The 15,164-nt window shown below is 63.3% G+C and carries 14 protein-coding genes and 1 pseudogene; 8 read left to right on the top strand and 7 right to left on the bottom strand.

The features are described from left to right. Positions 1-252: 252 nt before the first annotated feature. The 5 genes from HCZ87_RS15300 to HCZ87_RS15280 all read right to left on the bottom strand — a co-directional run bounded on the left by HCZ87_RS15300 (position 253) and on the right by HCZ87_RS15280 (position 5,131). Entirely contained in the window at positions 253-1,626 is a 1,374-nt protein-coding gene (locus HCZ87_RS15300) for an aspartate aminotransferase family protein (protein WP_167645025.1), read from the bottom strand. Between the two features lie 97 nt (positions 1,627-1,723). Then, complete coding sequence (locus HCZ87_RS15295; protein ID WP_167645023.1) at positions 1,724-2,203, bottom strand: Lrp/AsnC family transcriptional regulator; 480 nt, start codon at positions 2,201-2,203, stop codon at positions 1,724-1,726. A 1-nt stretch (position 2,204) separates the two neighbouring features. After that, positions 2,205-3,197: a N(2)-acetyl-L-2,4-diaminobutanoate deacetylase DoeB gene (gene doeB / locus HCZ87_RS15290; RefSeq protein WP_167645021.1), complete on the bottom strand. Its 993-nt coding sequence runs from the start codon at positions 3,195-3,197 to the stop codon at positions 2,205-2,207. 144 nt (positions 3,198-3,341) lie between these two features. Next, positions 3,342-4,568, bottom strand: coding sequence for an MFS transporter (locus HCZ87_RS15285; protein ID WP_167645019.1), 1,227 nt, complete (start codon positions 4,566-4,568; stop codon positions 3,342-3,344). A gap of 155 nt (positions 4,569-4,723) precedes the next feature. Beyond that, positions 4,724-5,131: a rhodanese-like domain-containing protein gene (locus HCZ87_RS15280; RefSeq protein ID WP_167645017.1), complete on the bottom strand. Its 408-nt coding sequence runs from the start codon at positions 5,129-5,131 to the stop codon at positions 4,724-4,726. Positions 5,132-5,357: 226 nt separating this feature from the next. On the opposite strand from HCZ87_RS15280, the pseudogene HCZ87_RS15275 reads away from it, so the two are divergent. Further along, a pseudogene (locus tag HCZ87_RS15275) lies at positions 5,358-6,399 on the top strand (aldo/keto reductase). A gap of 126 nt (positions 6,400-6,525) precedes the next feature. Here HCZ87_RS15275 and HCZ87_RS15270 read toward each other — a convergent pair. Together HCZ87_RS15270 and HCZ87_RS15265 are read right to left on the bottom strand one after the other, a co-directional pair. After that, positions 6,526-8,232, bottom strand: coding sequence for a flotillin family protein (locus HCZ87_RS15270; RefSeq protein ID WP_167645015.1), 1,707 nt, complete (start codon positions 8,230-8,232; stop codon positions 6,526-6,528). Positions 8,233-8,307: 75 nt separating this feature from the next. Then, positions 8,308-9,063, bottom strand: coding sequence for an OB-fold-containig protein (locus HCZ87_RS15265; protein ID WP_167645013.1), 756 nt, complete (start codon positions 9,061-9,063; stop codon positions 8,308-8,310). A 243-nt stretch (positions 9,064-9,306) separates the two neighbouring features. Between HCZ87_RS15265 and metG the strand changes: the two genes are divergently transcribed. The 7 genes from metG to HCZ87_RS15230 form a co-directional block, all read left to right on the top strand. After that, on the top strand, positions 9,307-11,028 hold the full coding sequence (metG, locus tag HCZ87_RS15260; RefSeq protein WP_167645011.1) for a methionine--tRNA ligase: 1,722 nt from the start codon (positions 9,307-9,309) through the stop codon (positions 11,026-11,028). A gap of 194 nt (positions 11,029-11,222) precedes the next feature. Next, entirely contained in the window at positions 11,223-11,390 is a 168-nt protein-coding gene (locus HCZ87_RS15255) for a hypothetical protein (protein WP_167645009.1), read from the top strand. A gap of 29 nt (positions 11,391-11,419) precedes the next feature. Next, positions 11,420-11,566 carry a hemin uptake protein HemP gene (hemP, locus tag HCZ87_RS15250; RefSeq protein ID WP_167645027.1) on the top strand — a complete coding sequence of 49 codons (147 nt, stop codon included), beginning with the start codon at positions 11,420-11,422 and terminating at the stop codon, positions 11,564-11,566. Positions 11,567-11,627: 61 nt separating this feature from the next. Beyond that, on the top strand, positions 11,628-12,896 hold the full coding sequence (locus HCZ87_RS15245) for an imelysin family protein (protein WP_167645007.1): 1,269 nt from the start codon (positions 11,628-11,630) through the stop codon (positions 12,894-12,896). 281 nt (positions 12,897-13,177) lie between these two features. Then, complete coding sequence (locus tag HCZ87_RS15240) at positions 13,178-13,453, top strand: bacterioferritin-associated ferredoxin (RefSeq protein WP_167645005.1); 276 nt, start codon at positions 13,178-13,180, stop codon at positions 13,451-13,453. Continuing rightward, positions 13,419-13,904, top strand: coding sequence for a bacterioferritin (bfr, locus tag HCZ87_RS15235; protein ID WP_167645003.1), 486 nt, complete (start codon positions 13,419-13,421; stop codon positions 13,902-13,904). The genes HCZ87_RS15240 and bfr overlap by 35 nt, the downstream gene beginning before the upstream one ends. Positions 13,905-13,938: 34 nt before the next feature. Next, the coding region (locus HCZ87_RS15230; protein ID WP_368484134.1) for a di-heme oxidoredictase family protein at positions 13,939-15,164 on the top strand (1,226 nt) is incomplete at its 3' end.

Below are 15,164 nucleotides of genomic sequence, written 5' to 3'. Positions count from 1 at the left end.
CAACGCCTGCGTCATGTCTCCGCCGCTGACCATCACGACGGATCAAATTGATGTCCTGGTGGCACGCCTGCGCGCCGGTATCGTGCAGGCGTCAGAGGCAGAGGGTCTATAGGGTCACCCCAGCCAAGTGAACGCGCTGACGCGACGCGGGCGGCCGGCTTTCTTGCCGCCGCCCTTTTTTGAGACTGCCCTCCCCCTGGCCGACCAATGGGGCCACCAGGGGGAGGGCAGCGGTCTTCAATCAGGCCAAAATCAGCCCAGGACAGCTTTGACCGCGCGCTGGGTGCCCGCCACCACCTGATCGGCCTCTTCGCGGGTCAGGCAGAAGGGCGGCGCGAAGCCGAGGATATCGCCTTGCGGCATGGCCCGGGCGATGATCTTGTCCTGTTCCAACAGCTTGGCCGAGACCTGCGGGCCGATCTTCTCTGCGGCGTCAAAAAACACCCGACCGTCGCGATCCTTTACAAACTCCACCGCGCTCAGCATGCCCTCGCCGCGGATATCGCCGACATTGGGATGATCCCCCAGCGCCTCGCGCAGGGATTTGGTCAGATAGGCACCGACCTCGCCCGCGTTCTGCACGAGGTTCAGCCCGTCCAGAAGTTTCAGGTTGGCCACACCGGCCGCCGCCCCGATGGGGTGGGCGGAATAGGTCCAGCCGTGGCCGATGGGGCCGTTCTCATCGGTGCCTTGCTCCAGGACCGCCCAGACCTTGTCGCCGATGATGGAGCCAGAGAGCGGCGCATAGGCCGAGGTCAGCCCCTTGGCGATGGTGATGATATCGGGCTCCATGCCATAGTGATCGGAGCCGAACATGCTGCCCAGACGACCAAAGCCGGTGACCACCTCATCGGCGACCAGCAGGATGTCATGTTTGCGCAGCACCGCCTGGATCGCCTCCCAATAGCCCGCGGGCGGCGGCACGATGCCGCCGGTGCCCAGAACCGGCTCGCCAATGAAGGCGGCAATGCTGTCCGCGCCTTCGCGCGCGATCAGCGCTTCCAGCTCTGCCACGCAATGGGCCACGAATTGCTCTTCGCTCTGGTCCAGATCCTTGCGGCGGTAATAATAGGGCGCCTCGGTGTGGATCACCTGCTCCACCGGCAGATCGAACTTCTTGTGGAACAGCTCCAGCCCGGTCAGCGAGCCGGTCACCAGCCCCGAGCCATGATAGCCGCGCCAGCGCGAGATGATCTTCTTTTTCTCGGGCCGACCGAGGATGTTATTGTAATACCAGATCAATTTGACGTTGGTTTCATTCGCATCCGACCCGCCAAGGCCGAAATAGACCTTCGACATGTTCTTGGGCGCGCGGTCGAGGATCATTTTCGACAGGGTAATCGAAGCCTCGGTGCCATGGCCGACGTAGGAATGATAATAGGCCAGCTCGCGCGCTTGATCGGCAATCGCTTCGGCGATCTCCTGGCGGCCATAGCCGACGTTGACGCAGTAGAGACCGGCAAAGGCGTCCAGCAGCTTGTTGCCGTCGCGATCCTCGATGAACACGCCAGAGGCGGTCTTCAGCACCCGGTTCGGGCTCTCGCCGCGCGCGTGTTGCGCCAGATGTGTCGAGGGGTGAAAGAAGTTCTCCCGGTCCCATTGGTCCAGTTGATCGTTTTTCAGCATGGTCTCTCCTTCCAGTCTTGCCCGGCGCAGGGCTCTGCCGGAGTCTGCACGGCCCGATCAGAAGAAGTGACTGAACTTCGCGCCCCTGCCAGAGGATTCACCTCCCCGCCAGCAATATTTCAAACGGAGGCACCCCCGCCCCCTTTACCGGCTTGGTGACCACATAGGTAAAATACCGGCTGAGCCCGATGCGCGCCTCCAGCATCGCCTCCATAAGCTGTTGATAGCTCTCGATATCCCGGGTCACGACCTGCAACAGATAATCAAACCCGCCGCCCAGCGCCCAGCAGGCGGTGACCTCCTCGTAACGCTGCATCGCGGCCTCAAAGGCCTGAAAGCTCGCCGCCGTGTGATCGGAAATCTCTGCCGCGACAAAGACGGTCACATGCGGGGCCAGCTTTTTCAGATTTATGCGGGCGCCGTAGCCCTCGATCAGCCCGGCGGTTTCCAGCTTCTTCAGCCGCTCCCAGCAGGGGGTCGGCGACAGCCCGACCTGATCCGCCAGCGCCGCCTTGGTGATGCGGCCCTCGCGGGACAGGATACGGAGGATATCAAGGTCGCGCTGATCCAGATGCATGTCAGTCCTCGACCACGCCGATGACCGCAACGCAATCGCCGGATTTGATCAGCCCCGGAAAATGGCGGCTGATCAGCAGACCGCTGCGGCGGGCGCGATAGTCCACCGGCGGCTGGCCGCTGCGATCCGGCGCCCAGACCCGGGCGATCACATCGCCCTCGGCCACCGGCCCGCCCCGGTCGACCATGATTTCCAACAGCCCCTCGCCCCCGGCAAACAGGAAACAATCGCCATCTGGCATGCCGATAGTGACGCTGGGCTCGATCTGCATCTCGCCGGACAGAATGCCGAAATGGATCAACACATTGCGCAGACCCTTCTTGGCGATCGCGTTGCTGCGCGCGCTGCCGCTCCCGCCACCGCCCAGCTCGGTGGTGACCAGCACCTTGCCCATCTCCTCGACCGCGGTGTCATACATGCCCTGGCTGTCGATCTCCAGGAGCTGCACCGAATAGGGCGCGTTGAAGGCCTGCATCGCGCCGTAACAGGCCGCCTGAAGTTCCTTGTCCTCCAGGATATGGGCGGCGGCGAAGGGCACAAAATCCAGCGTCTTGCCACCGGAGTGGAAATCCACCGCCACATCCGCCAGCGGCAGCAGGGTGGTCTGGAAATAATCAGCGATCTTTTCGGTCACACCGCCGTCGGCCCGCCCGGGAAAGGCCCGGTTGAGGTTGCCGCGATCAATCGGCGAGGTGCGCGTGCCCGCCCGAAAGGCCGGATAGTTGAAATAGGGCACGATGATCAGCCGCCCACTGACGTCTTCGGCACGGGTGTTGTGGGCCAGCTCCTGCAAGGCAACCGGCCCCTCGTATTCGTCGCCGTGATTGGCCCCGGTCAAAAGCGCGGTCTTGCCGACGCCGTTCTGGATCACCGTGATCGGGATCATCACAGATCCCCAGGCGCTGTCGTCGCGGCTGTAGGGCAGCTTGAGGTATCCATGATGCACGCCGTCCTGATCCAGGGGGATCGTCGGGGTAATCGGGTTCACTGCCATCTGCTTGTCCTTTCCGCTGCCCATTCTTGCGCGCGTCCTGCGCCACCCCCTACCCATACGAAGCCGCCCGGCGTTTTCCTAGAGGCCGGCACCATTATTCCAGCGGGATCAAAGATCTGGACCGCGCCCCCGAGCAGCTGGCTGCTATTGCCGCCCTTCGCGCGCGCGTTTGAGCATCTTGCCGATGGTGAAGGAGGTGCGCGGCGCATAGACATAATGGGTGCGCTCGCTGGGCACCGCGCGGGCGCGCATCCGTGCCAGGCCAAAGACGATCAACCCGGCATGGCCACAGGCGATGAACACGAACAAGGCGCCCGGGCCATAGGCGTCGATCAGCGCCGAGGCCACCAGCGGCGCCGCGATGGCACCGCAGGCGTAGAAAAACATCAAGGCGGCCGACAGCTCCACCCGCTCCTCGGAGCTGGCAAAATCATTGGCATGCGCCGCCGACACCGAGAAAATCGGCACTGTGGTCAGACCGAAAAAGGCGGCCGAGGCCATGATCGCAAGGGTGCCGCCGCCACTGGCCGGCAGGGTCATCGCGCAGGAGATCATCGAAACCCCGGAGAGGCAGATCAGCACCCAGCGGCGGTCGTATTTATCCGCAAGCCAGCCCACCGGATATTGCGCCACCGCGCCGCCAAAAACAAAGGCCGCCAGGAAAAACGCGATCTGGTCCACCACCAGCCCGACCCCCTGCCCGTAGATCGGCCCGACCATCCGAAAGGAGGCCGCGCTCAGCGCCGAGACCACCACACCCGCCACCCCCAAAGGCGAGCAGCGCCAGGCCAGGCGCGGCCTCAGGCGCGGGGCCGAGGGCAGCTCTGGCTGGCTGGCGCTGGTCATGGTCAGCGGCAACAGCGTCGCACAGCACAAGATGGCCAGCACATTGTAGGAGATATAGGAGGCCGGCGGCAGCACCGCGATCAGCAATTGCGCCACCAGCGACGCGCTGGTGTCCGCGACACGATAGAGCCCGGATGTCCGGCCCCGGTTGGCATTGGTGACCTTGGCGTTCAGCCAGGCTTCGATCACCGTGTAGCAGCCCGCCACACACAGCCCGGAGGCCATCCGCATCACCGACCAGGCATAGGGGTTATGGGTCAGCGTATGCCCCAAAAGCCCCATCGCCCCCAAGGCGGTGCAGACCGCAAAGGCCCGGGCATGGCCGACGCGCCCCATCAGCCGGGGCGCCCACCAGCACCCGATAAAGAAGCCCAGAAAATGCGCCGAGCCCAAAAGGCCGATCTGGCGGTTGTCAAACCCCATCGCCGCCCCGGAGAGCGCATCCAGCGGCCCCACCCCTCCGGTGGAGATCTGGAGCAAAATGACCGAGAGAAAGAGGGCGGCGAAGGAGAGAATGGTGCGCATAACAGGCCCGACCATAGGCCGGGCACAGAGCGATGCAGCCGGTTTTGCGACGCCCCTTGTCGGTTTTGGCGCATCTCTCCCCTGGCGGGCGATTTCCGGGTCAGCGCCCCGACAGAGGGATCGCCGCTCTTACCTGTGGCAGAGCGGCCTGGGGCCTACCATTTGTAGGGAATCATCGGCCCATTTGCGGTGCTCCAGCCGTCCAGCCCGCCGCGCAGGCAATGAACATCCTGCACGCCCATCTCCATCGCCAGAAGCGTGGCCAGCGTGGAACGCCAGCCGTTGTCGCAATAAAAGATGAACTTCGCATCCGAAGCAAAGATCGCATGCCCGTAGGGGCTGTCCTGGTCGATCCAGAACTCCAAAAGCCCACGCGGGCAGGAAACGGCGCCGGGAATAACGCCGGTCTTTTCCAGCTCGCGGTAAACCCGCACGTCCACGAACTCGACCTTCTGGGCTTTCGTCTCATTCAGTGCCAGCGCCTCGTCGATGGAGACAAAGGAGATCTGGCGTTCCGCTTCCATGACGATCTCTTGAAAGCGTTTCTTGGGTACAATAGTCATGGCTGTCCTCCTATGGATCGGGGTTGAGATCAAAGATCGCAATGCGTGATCGGGACACACTCCCAAGTATACCATGGGACACCGAAACCGGGCCGCGTAAGTTAAGTAATGGTTAACACCTCCCTGCCCCGGGGCCGCCCTCCCGGGCAGGATGGCTTGCAATAGCTGCAACAAGGAATAGGGTCGGGGCGAAATTGTTAGCCCAGCACGACACAAGGAAAGCGCAATGAAAAAGAACCGGCTTGGCCGCACGGATATGATGGTGACGGAGCTCTGCCTTGGCACCATGACCTTTGGCTCCCAGACCGATGCGGCGGAGGGCCACGCCCAGATCGACATGGCGCTGGCGGCGGGGATCAACTTTGTGGACACCGCAGAGATGTATCCGGTGAACCCCGTGCGCGCCGAAACGATCGGCCGCACCGAAGAGATCATCGGCGACTGGAACGCCAAGAGCGGACGGCGCAGCGAGTATATCCTGGCCACCAAGCACCTGGGCGAAGGCGCGGTCGTGCGCGAGGGCGCACCGATTACCGGCAAGAGCGTCACCGCCTGTATCGAGGCCTCTTTGAAGCGGCTGAAGACCGATTACATCGACCTCTATCAATTCCACTGGCCCAATCGCGGCAGCTATATGTTCCGCAAGAACTGGACCTATGATGCCGGCAGCAGCGGCCAGACCAAGGCGGATGTTCTGGCCAATATGGAAGACTGCCTGGGCGCCTTGCAGGCAGAGGTCGACAAGGGCAACATCCGCGCCTTTGGCCTCTCGAACGAGAGCGCCTGGGGCACCGCGCAATGGCTGCGCCTCTCCGAGGCCGGTCTGGGGCCGCGGGTGGCTTCGATCCAGAATGAATATTCGCTGCTGTGCCGCCTCTTTGACACGGATCTGGCGGAGCTGAGCCACTACGAGGATGTGGGCCTTTTGTCCTTCTCACCGCTGGCGGCGGGCTATCTGACCGGGAAATATCTGGACGGCGCCATCCCCGAAGGCTCTCGCATGACGATCAACGAAGAGATGGGCGGCCGCAAGACGGATCGGGTGGATGCTGCGGTGGCGGCCTATATGGCGGTCGCAGCATGGTTTGGATCCGGTGCATATGGCGCTGGCCTGGTGCAAGACGCGCCCCTTCATGACCTCGACGATCTTTGGGGCCACCACCACCGGCCAGTTGGCGCATATCCTCGACGGCGCCTCGCTGGAGCTGTCGCCAGAGGTTCTCGCGCAGCTTGACGACACCCATCGCGCCTATCCGATGCCCTATTGATCCAGACCTGTTTTTGACCTGACCCGGATGAGGGCATCCCCTGGCCCAAGGTCAAACACCAGGTCCGACAGAAAAAAGAGGGCTGGCACGCGCCAGCCCTCTCTTGTTTCAGACATTCGCCCCAGGTCAATGCAGTTCGGGCGCGTCGCTCTCTGCATCCTGGCGTGGCTCTGTCTCGGTCTTGGGCGGAACCTCGTCGCCCTCCAGCATGCCGTTCACCATGCCAGCGACCCCGTCTTCCATGGAGATCCCCAATTCGCGGCCCAGGGTCTTGAGCGCGGGCATCTGCACCGCCATGCCCATGATGGAATCCAGCGCCTGGTTGACCACCGGCTTCTCGCCCGCGGTCCCGGCACCGGCCCCGGCAGCGGCGTTGCCATAGGGCGCGCCGACGCCAATGCCGCCAACCTGGTGGATCTTGATCGAGTCGATCTTCTCCGCCGGTTTCACCATTTCCGCGATGATCGAGGGCATCGCGTCGATCCGTGCCAGATCCACCTTCATGCGGATCAGCTCGGGCGAGAGCGCATTGTCGGCCTCGACCAGCGCGCGCTTGCCTTCCGCCTCGGCGAGCATGTCGTTCTTCTTTGCCTCGGCGCGGATATTGAGCGCATCGGCCTCGGCCTGGGCTTCTTCGCGGCGGGCTTCGGCGCGGTCGGCGGCGGCGTCCTTCTCGGCCTGGGCGGCCAGACGGATACCGGTGGCCTGCCGTTCGGCCTCGCGGGCGGCTTCGATCAGCACGATCTGCTTCTTGCGCTCGGCCTCGGCCACCTCACGCGCGGTGGCCACCGCTTCGGTTGCCTTGGTGGCTTCGGCGCGGGCCAGATCCGCCGACGCCCGGGCGCGGCTTTCTTCCTCGGATTTCTGCGCGATGATGATCTGGCGTTCCTGCTCGGCCACCTCCAGCTCGCGCTCCTTGGTGATCTCGGCGACGCGGATCTTGCGCTCGCGTTCGATCTCGGCGCTGCGGATCGCCTCTTCGCGGGCAATCCGGGAGCGTTCGGTTTCACGCACCGAATCCTCGGTCCGGGCCGCGATCTCCGCCTCCTGCGCCACGCGCATGGTCTCAACCCGCTGGATCTGCTCGATCCGGGCCTGCTGCTCGTCCTGCTCGATCAACAGCTTCTGGCGTTCGCCTTCCATCGCGGCGCGGCGCACGGCCACGTCGGATTCGGCGTCGATCTGCGCGCGTTCCTTCTTGGACAGGGCAATCACCTCGGCCAGCTTGCGCATCCCCACGGCGTTAAAGGCGTTGTTCTCGTCCAGCGCCTCGAACGGGGTCTGGTCCAGCGCGGTCAGCGAGACCGATTCCAGCGAAAGACCGTTTTTCAGCAGATCCTCGGAAACCGCGTTCTGCACCTCCTGCACAAAATCCGCACGGTTTTCATGCAGCCCGTCCATGGTCATCTGCGCCGCCACCGCGCGCAGACCGTCGATCAGCTTGCCCTCGATCATCTCGCGCAGCTGTTCCACATCAAAGGTGCGGTCGCCCAGCGTCTGCGCGGCGCGGGAAATGCCTTCCTCGGTGGCCATCACCGAGACGTAGAACTCCACCCCCACATCGACCCGCATGCGGTCCTGCGTGATCAGCGCCGCCTCGCCGGAGCGCTGCACCTCCAGACGCAGGGTCTTCATGTTGACCGGGCTCACCTCATGCAGCAGCGGGATCACGATCGTGCCGCCATCCATGATGACCTTCTTGCCGCCGGAGCCGGTCTTGACCAGGCTCACCTCGCGGGTGGAGCGCCGATAAAGCCGCCCCAGAACAAGCCCGATCAGGGCAACAAAAGCCAGAATGATAATCACTGGCATCGACAGGAATGTGTTTCCCATCTCAATCCTCCTTGGAATGAACCGTCTGTCTAAACGTCTTGAATCGTTGCAATACTTCTGACCGCGCGGCGCGGATCAGTCTGAAACCGGCACCAGCACATAGCGTTTGGCGCGCCGGTCGCGGATCACCAGCACCTCTGTGCCCTGGGTAATTTTTTCGTCGTCCTGCATCGGTTCGGCGCGCAGGTAGTGGGCATTGCCGAAGCGATCCATCACCCGCACCTCGGCGGGGCGTCCGCGCGATGCGGTGCCCTGGGTGATCACGCCGCGCCTGCGCCCAAGCGCGCCTTCGGAGACCGCTTCGGTCTCTGACTGCGGCAACACCCGCGCAAAGACCGCGCCAAAGCCGCGCGCAAACCACAGCGCAAAGATCGCGGCGGGGATCGAAACCAGCCCGGCCGGAGCGGAAATCTGGAGCAGGTTCCGCAGCCCCAGTTGCAGCGCAATGCCGGAAAGGCCAAAGGCCATGCAGAGACAGCCCAGCCAGATCACGAAGGGCATCCGCCCGATCCCCAGCCAGTCGAGCACTCCGCCGCCCCCGGACGCGGTCGCCGCGGCATCTGCCTCTGCGGCGTCCAGATCCATGCCATCCAGACCCAGACCATCCAGACCATCCAGCCCGTCCAGCCCATCCAGATCCGCCGCATCAAGGTCCAGCCCCGCCTCCAGCTCCACTCCGCCGGGGCCGTCCAGATCTGCATCAGTCCCGCCCGCCAAAAGGCTGCCACCCAGCATCAGCGCGATAACTTCCATCGCCAACAGCCCGATCAACACGGCCAGCGCCACGCTAAAGGGCGCAAAACCGCCGTCCAGAAGCAGAAGATCCGTCATTCAAACCTCAAACAAAACTGTATACTATCGCATACTGAATATGGGCAGACATCCCCGATTGTTCAAGATGCGACCCGTTCAAATCGCCTGCACCCTCTTGCACCCACCCCGACCCGTCAAGAGAGCGCACCGCGCTTCTGCGCCAGATTTGACGCTTTCTTTGCATCGCAACATCACATGGGGTTTTCGTACCTTCCCGCATGGGATAGATGAGCGGCCAGACAAGCGACGTGGATGGACGATATGGCCCGAATTCTCATCACCTCGGCACTGCCCTATATCAATGGGATCAAGCACCTCGGCAATCTCGTGGGCAGCCAGCTGCCGGCAGATCTCTATGCCCGCTACAACCGGGGTCGCGGCAATGAGGTGATGTTCCTCTGCGCCACCGACGAACATGGCACCCCGGCCGAGCTCGCCGCCGCCAAGGCAGGCAAGCCGGTGGCGGAGTATTGCGCCGAGATGCATCAGGTGCAGACCGACATCGCCGCCCGCTTTGGCCTGTCGTTTGACCACTATGGCCGCTCCTCCAGCCCGCAGAACCGCGCCCTGACCCAGCATTTCGCGGGCAAACTGGCCGAGGCCGGGCTGATCTCGGAAGTGTCGGAAAAACAGGTCTATTCCAACACTGATGGCCGCTTCCTGCCTGACCGCTATATCGAGGGCACCTGCCCCAACTGCGGGTTCGAGAAGGCGCGCGGCGACCAATGCGAGGAATGCACCAAGCAGCTGGACCCGACCGACCTGATCAATCCGCGCTCCGCGATCTCCGGCTCGACCGATCTGGAAGTGCGCGAGACCAAACACCTGTTCCTGCGCCAATCCGCGATGCGCGACCAGCTGGATCAATGGATCGACAGCAAGAAAGACTGGCCGATCCTGACCACCTCGATCGCCAAGAAATGGCTGCATGACGGCGACGGGCTTCAGGACCGGGGCATCACCCGCGATCTCGACTGGGGCGTGCCGGTGAAAAACGGCGACAAGGACTGGCCCGGCATGGAGGGCAAGGTCTTCTACGTCTGGTTCGACGCCCCCATCGAATATATCGCCGCCGCTGGCGAATGGGCGGAAAAACAGGGCCTCGGCGACGAGGCCTGGCAGCGCTGGTGGCGCACCGACAAAGGTGCGGATGATGTGAAATACGTCCAGTTCATGGGCAAGGACAACGTCCCCTTCCACACGCTCTCCTTCCCCGCGACCCTGCTCGGCTCGGGCGAGCCCTGGAAGATGGTCGATCACCTCAAGTCCTTCAATTACCTGAACTATGACGGCGGCCAGTTCTCCACCTCGCAGGGCCGTGGCGTGTTTATGGACCAGGCGCTGGAGATCCTGCCCGCCGACTACTGGCGCTGGTGGCTGCTGTCCCACGCGCCCGAAAGCTCTGATTCCGAATTCACCTGGGAGAATTTCCAGCAGTCGGTGAACAAGGATCTGGCCGATGTTCTGGGCAACTTCGTCAGCCGCATCACCAAATTCTGCCGCTCCAAATTCGGCGAAGTGGTGCCCGGCGACGGTGCCTTTGGTGAACAGGAGCAGGCGCTGATCGACGAGCTCACCACCCGCATTCGCGCCTATGAAGCCCATATGGAGGCGATGGAGGTGCGCAAATCCGCGCAAGAGCTGCGCGCGATCTGGGTGGCGGGCAACGAATACCTGCAATCCGCCGCGCCCTGGTCCACCTTCAAGACCGACCCCGAGCGCGCCGCCGCGCAGGTCCGTCTTGGCCTCAACCTGATCCGCCTCTACGCCGTGCTCTCCGCGCCCTTCATCCCGGCGGCGGCCGACAGCATGCTGGCGGCGCTCGGCACCGAGGATCGCAGCTGGCCCGAAGACGTCAGCGCCGCGCTCTCTGCCCTGCCTGCGGGCCATGCCTTTACCGTGCCCGACGTACTCTTTGCCAAGATCACCGACGAGCAGCGCGAAGACTGGCAAGCCCGCTTTTCCGGCATCCGCGAGGGCTGATCCCGCCTCCGCGACACCGCAACAGGCCGTCCTCTCGGGGGCGGCCTTTTCTGTTCACGCCAGAGCTGCACAAATCCAATTCCGAGTAAAATTATCGGATTGACTTATCCGACTAAATCAATCAGGCATAAGACATATCCAGCCAACCTGTTTGACCGCAGGCAAGCCGACAACCCGAATGCTGCTTATGCTATATGTTGACCCCATCCAGCCCCACCCCGGCCCCCATCGACCGCGACGCCGACGCGCTGACGCTTGCGGATCTGTGGTCCGACGCGCTCGCAGAGGCCCTGCCACAGCAGAGCGCCTGGCTGGAGTGGATCTTCGACACGGTAGAGCAGAAACAGAGGCTCGCCCGATGACCAATTTGAAACCGATCTCCAAAGAAGACATGGCCGCCGTCGCACAGCCGGAAACCTTCCCCACCTATCACGCCGAGGAACTGACCCGGGGCGGTGTGCAGGCCCGTATCCTATTGAACGGCCAGATCTATTCGCTGCGCATCACCCGCGCCGGAAAACTGATCCTGACCAAGTAAACCTGATCTCCTTTGGCCCCAAAGGCCCCAATTCACGACTGCCAACAAGGAAGACCCAACCATGAAAACGCCGCTTCTCACCGGTGTCGCGCTCGCCGCAATGACCCTAGGCACATCGGCCGCTTTCGCCGCCACCAAAGCCGAAGTTCTGACCAACTACGCCAATATCGCCGCCGCCAATTACCAGGACAGCCTGACCACCGCCAAGGCCCTGCAAGCCGCTGTTGAAACGCTGATCGCGGATCCGTCGCCCGCCCATCTCGCCGCCGCCAAGACCGCCTGGCTGGCCGCCCGCGTGCCCTATCAGCAGACCGAGGTCTTCCGCTTTGGCAATGCCATCGTCGATGATTGGGAAGGCAAGGTAAACGCCTGGCCGCTGGACGAGGGGCTGATTGACTATGTCGATGCCTCCTATGGCGGCGCCACCGATGAAAACGCCCTGGCCGTGCTGAACGTGGTGGCCAACCCGGACTTCACCCTCTCCGGCAAGACCATCGACGCCAGCGACATCACCCCCGCCCTGCTCGAAGAGCAGCTGCACGAGGCCGAGGGCGTGGAGGCAAATGTGGCCACCGGCTACCACGCGATCGAGTTCCTGCTCTGGGGGCAGGATCTGAACGGCACCGACCATGGTGCGGGCAACCGCCCCTGGACCGACTATGCCACGGGCGACGCCTGCACCCATGGTAACTGCAACCGCCGGGGCGCCTATCTGAAGGCTGCTACCGATCTGCTGGTCTCCGATCTGGAATGGATGGCCGCAGAATGGGCCGAGGGCGGCGAGGCCCGCGCAACGGTTCTGGCCGATGAAAACGAAGGCATCACCGCCATGCTCACCGGCATGGGCTCGCTCTCCTACGGCGAACAGGCCGGCGAGCGCATGCGCCTTGGCGTCATGCTGAACGATCCCGAAGAAGAGCATGATTGCTTCTCCGACAACACCCACAACAGCCACTACTACGATGGCCTCGGCGTGCAGAACGTCTACCTCGGCGAATATCAACGCGTGAACGGCGCGCTGATCTCCGGCCCCCCGCTCTCCGACGTGTTGGCCGCCCCCGATGCCGATGTGGACGCCGAGCTGACCGCCAAGCTGGCCACCACCATGATGAAGCTGGGCCGCATCAAGACCGCCGCCGAGGCGGGCCTCTCCTATGACCAGATGCTGGCACAGGGCAATACCGCAGGCGAGGCGCTGATCATGGGCGGCGTCGATGCGCTGGTCGATCAGACCCGCTCCATCGAACGCGCGGTCGCAGCGCTGGATCTGGACGGCGTCGCCATCGAGGGCTCGGATTCGCTCGACGACCCCTCCGCTGTCTTCCAGTAACCCCAGCCCCACCAAAACCAGAGGCCGCGCACCGCTGCGCGGCCTTTTTGCGCCGTACAGCCTTCTTCTAACCCCAAATATCCCGGGGGAGCGCGCCAGCGGCGCGCGGGGGCAGCGCCCCCTGCCCCTCCCTCCCAAAGCACAACTCCCTTGCGGGTCACGATCCGCCGAAACCATATCCCGAGTGTTTCTCTCTGCATTGTGACTTGCAAACTGATTGTTTTACTCGGATATTGCCTCACAGACAAAGCCTACAGAATCTCTGAGGATTGATTTGCGCCATGATGGTTTGCCACTGCACACAGATCTCGGATCACGACATCCACGCCGCCATCGACTGGATGCGCGCATCAGACCCGCAAACCATTATCACACCTGGAAAAATTTACCGGGCTTTGGGCAAGAAGGCGGATTGTGGCGGTTGGATTACGCGCTTTTTGGGCACCACGGGCGCCCACGCCAAGGGGGGGGTGGCTGCCAAATTGGAGAACACGAAAAAAGACACAACCGCCGGGGAGGAGAATGAAAGGGGGCGCCAAAGTCATCGAGTATCTTAACAAGGCGCTCAGAAGCGAGCTCACGGCCGTGAGCCAATATTGGCTGCACTACCGGCTGCAAGAGGATTGGGGCCTCGGCCATATGGCCAAGAAAAGCCGCGAGGAAAGCATCGAGGAGATGAACCACGCGGACAAGCTGATCACCCGCATCATCTTCCTGGGCGGCCATCCCAACCTGCAATCTCTCGATCCGCTGCGCATCGGCCAGACGCCGAAGGAAACGCTGGAATGTGATCTTGCCGCAGAACAAGAAGCCCAGGCCCTCTACAAAGAGGCCACCGAATATTGTAGGACCGTCGGCGACTACGTCAGCATGGAACTGTTCAAGGACCTCCTGATTGATGAAGAAGGTCATATCGACTTCCTGGAGACTCAGATTGAACTGCATGACCGCGTTGGCGCCGAAAACTACGCCCAACTCAACGCCTCCAAAATGGACGAAGCCGAGTAAACCGGCCCTGCGTCTTGGTGCGGCCCTCTCTTTGGTGCTGGCCGCACCCCTCCTGGCAGAGGAACCTGCCCGCCTCGGCCTGGCAGAGCCGCATCTCGCCACCCTCCCCCGCACAGCAGAGGACAGCCGCCGCGTCACCGAGGTGACCGCGCCGACGCGCGATTTCACCAGGGCCGAACCCTTTGAGGAAAATCCCGGCGGCGGCACCACCGTTGCCGCGCGCAATGACCGCGATGCCTTCAGCCTGCCCGCCGCCAACCTGAGCTTTGAACAGGGGCTGGAATTTCACCTCGGCGAGGCGCTGTTTGACAAGCTCTGGGTCTTTGCGCCCTCCTCCACCCGCGCCTCTGACGGGCTAGGGCCGGTCTATAACGCCCGCGCCTGCCAGCGCTGCCACATCCGCGACGGGCGCGGCCACCTGCCCGACGGGCCCGGGTACAGCTCCGCCTCCACCTTCCTGCGGATCTCCATTCCCGGGCCAATCCCCGCCAAGATGGCGCCCGTCTCCGACTATATCGGCAGCGCCCCGGACCCGGTCTATGGCAGCCAGTTGCAGGATTTCTCCGCCCCCAATGTGGCGCCGGAATATCGCCTTCACGTCAGCTACACCGAGGAAGAGGTCACGCTGAATGGCGGCGAACGCGTCACCCTGCGCAAGCCCGAGTTTACGGCGGCAGAGCTGAAATACGGCCCCCTGCACGAAGGCGCCATGCTGTCGCCCCGCGTCGCGCCGCCGATGATCGGCCTTGGCCTGCTGGAGGCCATCCCCGCCGCGGATATCCTCGCCCTCGCCGATGCGGAGGACGCAAATGGCGATGGCATCTCCGGGCGCGCCAATCTGGTCTGGGCGCGCGATTTTCAGCAGATCATGCTGGGTCGTTTTGGCCTCAAGGCGGGCAAGGCCACCATCCACGACCAATCGGCGGCGGCCTTCAACGGCGATATCGGCATCTCGACCCCGCTCTACCCCGAGCCCTGGGGCGATTGCACCGAGGCCCAGACCGACTGCCGCAGCGCGCCCCATGGTGATCAGGACGAACGCGGCACCGAGCTGGACCAGCCCAATATGGATCTGGTGACCTTCTACAGCCGCAACATCGCCGTGCCCGCCCGCCGCGATGTGGACGCGCCCGACGTGCTGCGCGGCAAGGCGGTGTTCTATGACGCGGGCTGCCCCCTCTGCCACCGACCCAAATTCGTCACCCATCGCCTCTCTGACAGAGCCGAACAGAGCTTTCAGCTGATCTGGCCCTATTCTGA

This window comes from Phaeobacter sp. HF9A (assembly GCF_011806385.1).
In the GTDB taxonomy this organism is placed as follows: Bacteria; Pseudomonadota; Alphaproteobacteria; order Rhodobacterales; family Rhodobacteraceae; genus Epibacterium.
Note: the sequence above shows the minus strand (reverse complement) of the source record. Positions and strands in the feature narration are given on the sequence as shown.

What these genes read in the sequence shown, in the direction of transcription:
- HCZ87_RS15300 (WP_167645025.1), bottom strand. Translation starts at nt 1,626, where the DNA reads ATGCTGAAAAACGATCAACTGGACCAATGGGACCGGGAGAACTTCTTT.
- HCZ87_RS15280 (WP_167645017.1), bottom strand. Translation starts at nt 5,131, where the DNA reads ATGACTATTGTACCCAAGAAACGCTTTCAAGAGATCGTCATGGAAGCG.
- metG (WP_167645011.1), top strand. Translation starts at nt 9,307, where the DNA reads ATGGCCCGAATTCTCATCACCTCGGCACTGCCCTATATCAATGGGATC.
- bfr (WP_167645003.1), top strand. Translation starts at nt 13,419, where the DNA reads ATGAAAGGGGGCGCCAAAGTCATCGAGTATCTTAACAAGGCGCTCAGA.
- HCZ87_RS15245 (WP_167645007.1), top strand. Translation starts at nt 11,628, where the DNA reads ATGAAAACGCCGCTTCTCACCGGTGTCGCGCTCGCCGCAATGACCCTA.
- doeB (WP_167645021.1), bottom strand. Translation starts at nt 3,197, where the DNA reads ATGGCAGTGAACCCGATTACCCCGACGATCCCCCTGGATCAGGACGGC.
- HCZ87_RS15270 (WP_167645015.1), bottom strand. Translation starts at nt 8,232, where the DNA reads ATGGGAAACACATTCCTGTCGATGCCAGTGATTATCATTCTGGCTTTT.
- HCZ87_RS15295 (WP_167645023.1), bottom strand. Translation starts at nt 2,203, where the DNA reads ATGCATCTGGATCAGCGCGACCTTGATATCCTCCGTATCCTGTCCCGC.
- HCZ87_RS15285 (WP_167645019.1), bottom strand. Translation starts at nt 4,568, where the DNA reads ATGCGCACCATTCTCTCCTTCGCCGCCCTCTTTCTCTCGGTCATTTTG.
- HCZ87_RS15265 (WP_167645013.1), bottom strand. Translation starts at nt 9,063, where the DNA reads ATGACGGATCTTCTGCTTCTGGACGGCGGTTTTGCGCCCTTTAGCGTG.
- hemP (WP_167645027.1), top strand. Translation starts at nt 11,420, where the DNA reads ATGGCCGCCGTCGCACAGCCGGAAACCTTCCCCACCTATCACGCCGAG.
- HCZ87_RS15240 (WP_167645005.1), top strand. Translation starts at nt 13,178, where the DNA reads ATGATGGTTTGCCACTGCACACAGATCTCGGATCACGACATCCACGCC.
- HCZ87_RS15255 (WP_167645009.1), top strand. Translation starts at nt 11,223, where the DNA reads ATGTTGACCCCATCCAGCCCCACCCCGGCCCCCATCGACCGCGACGCC.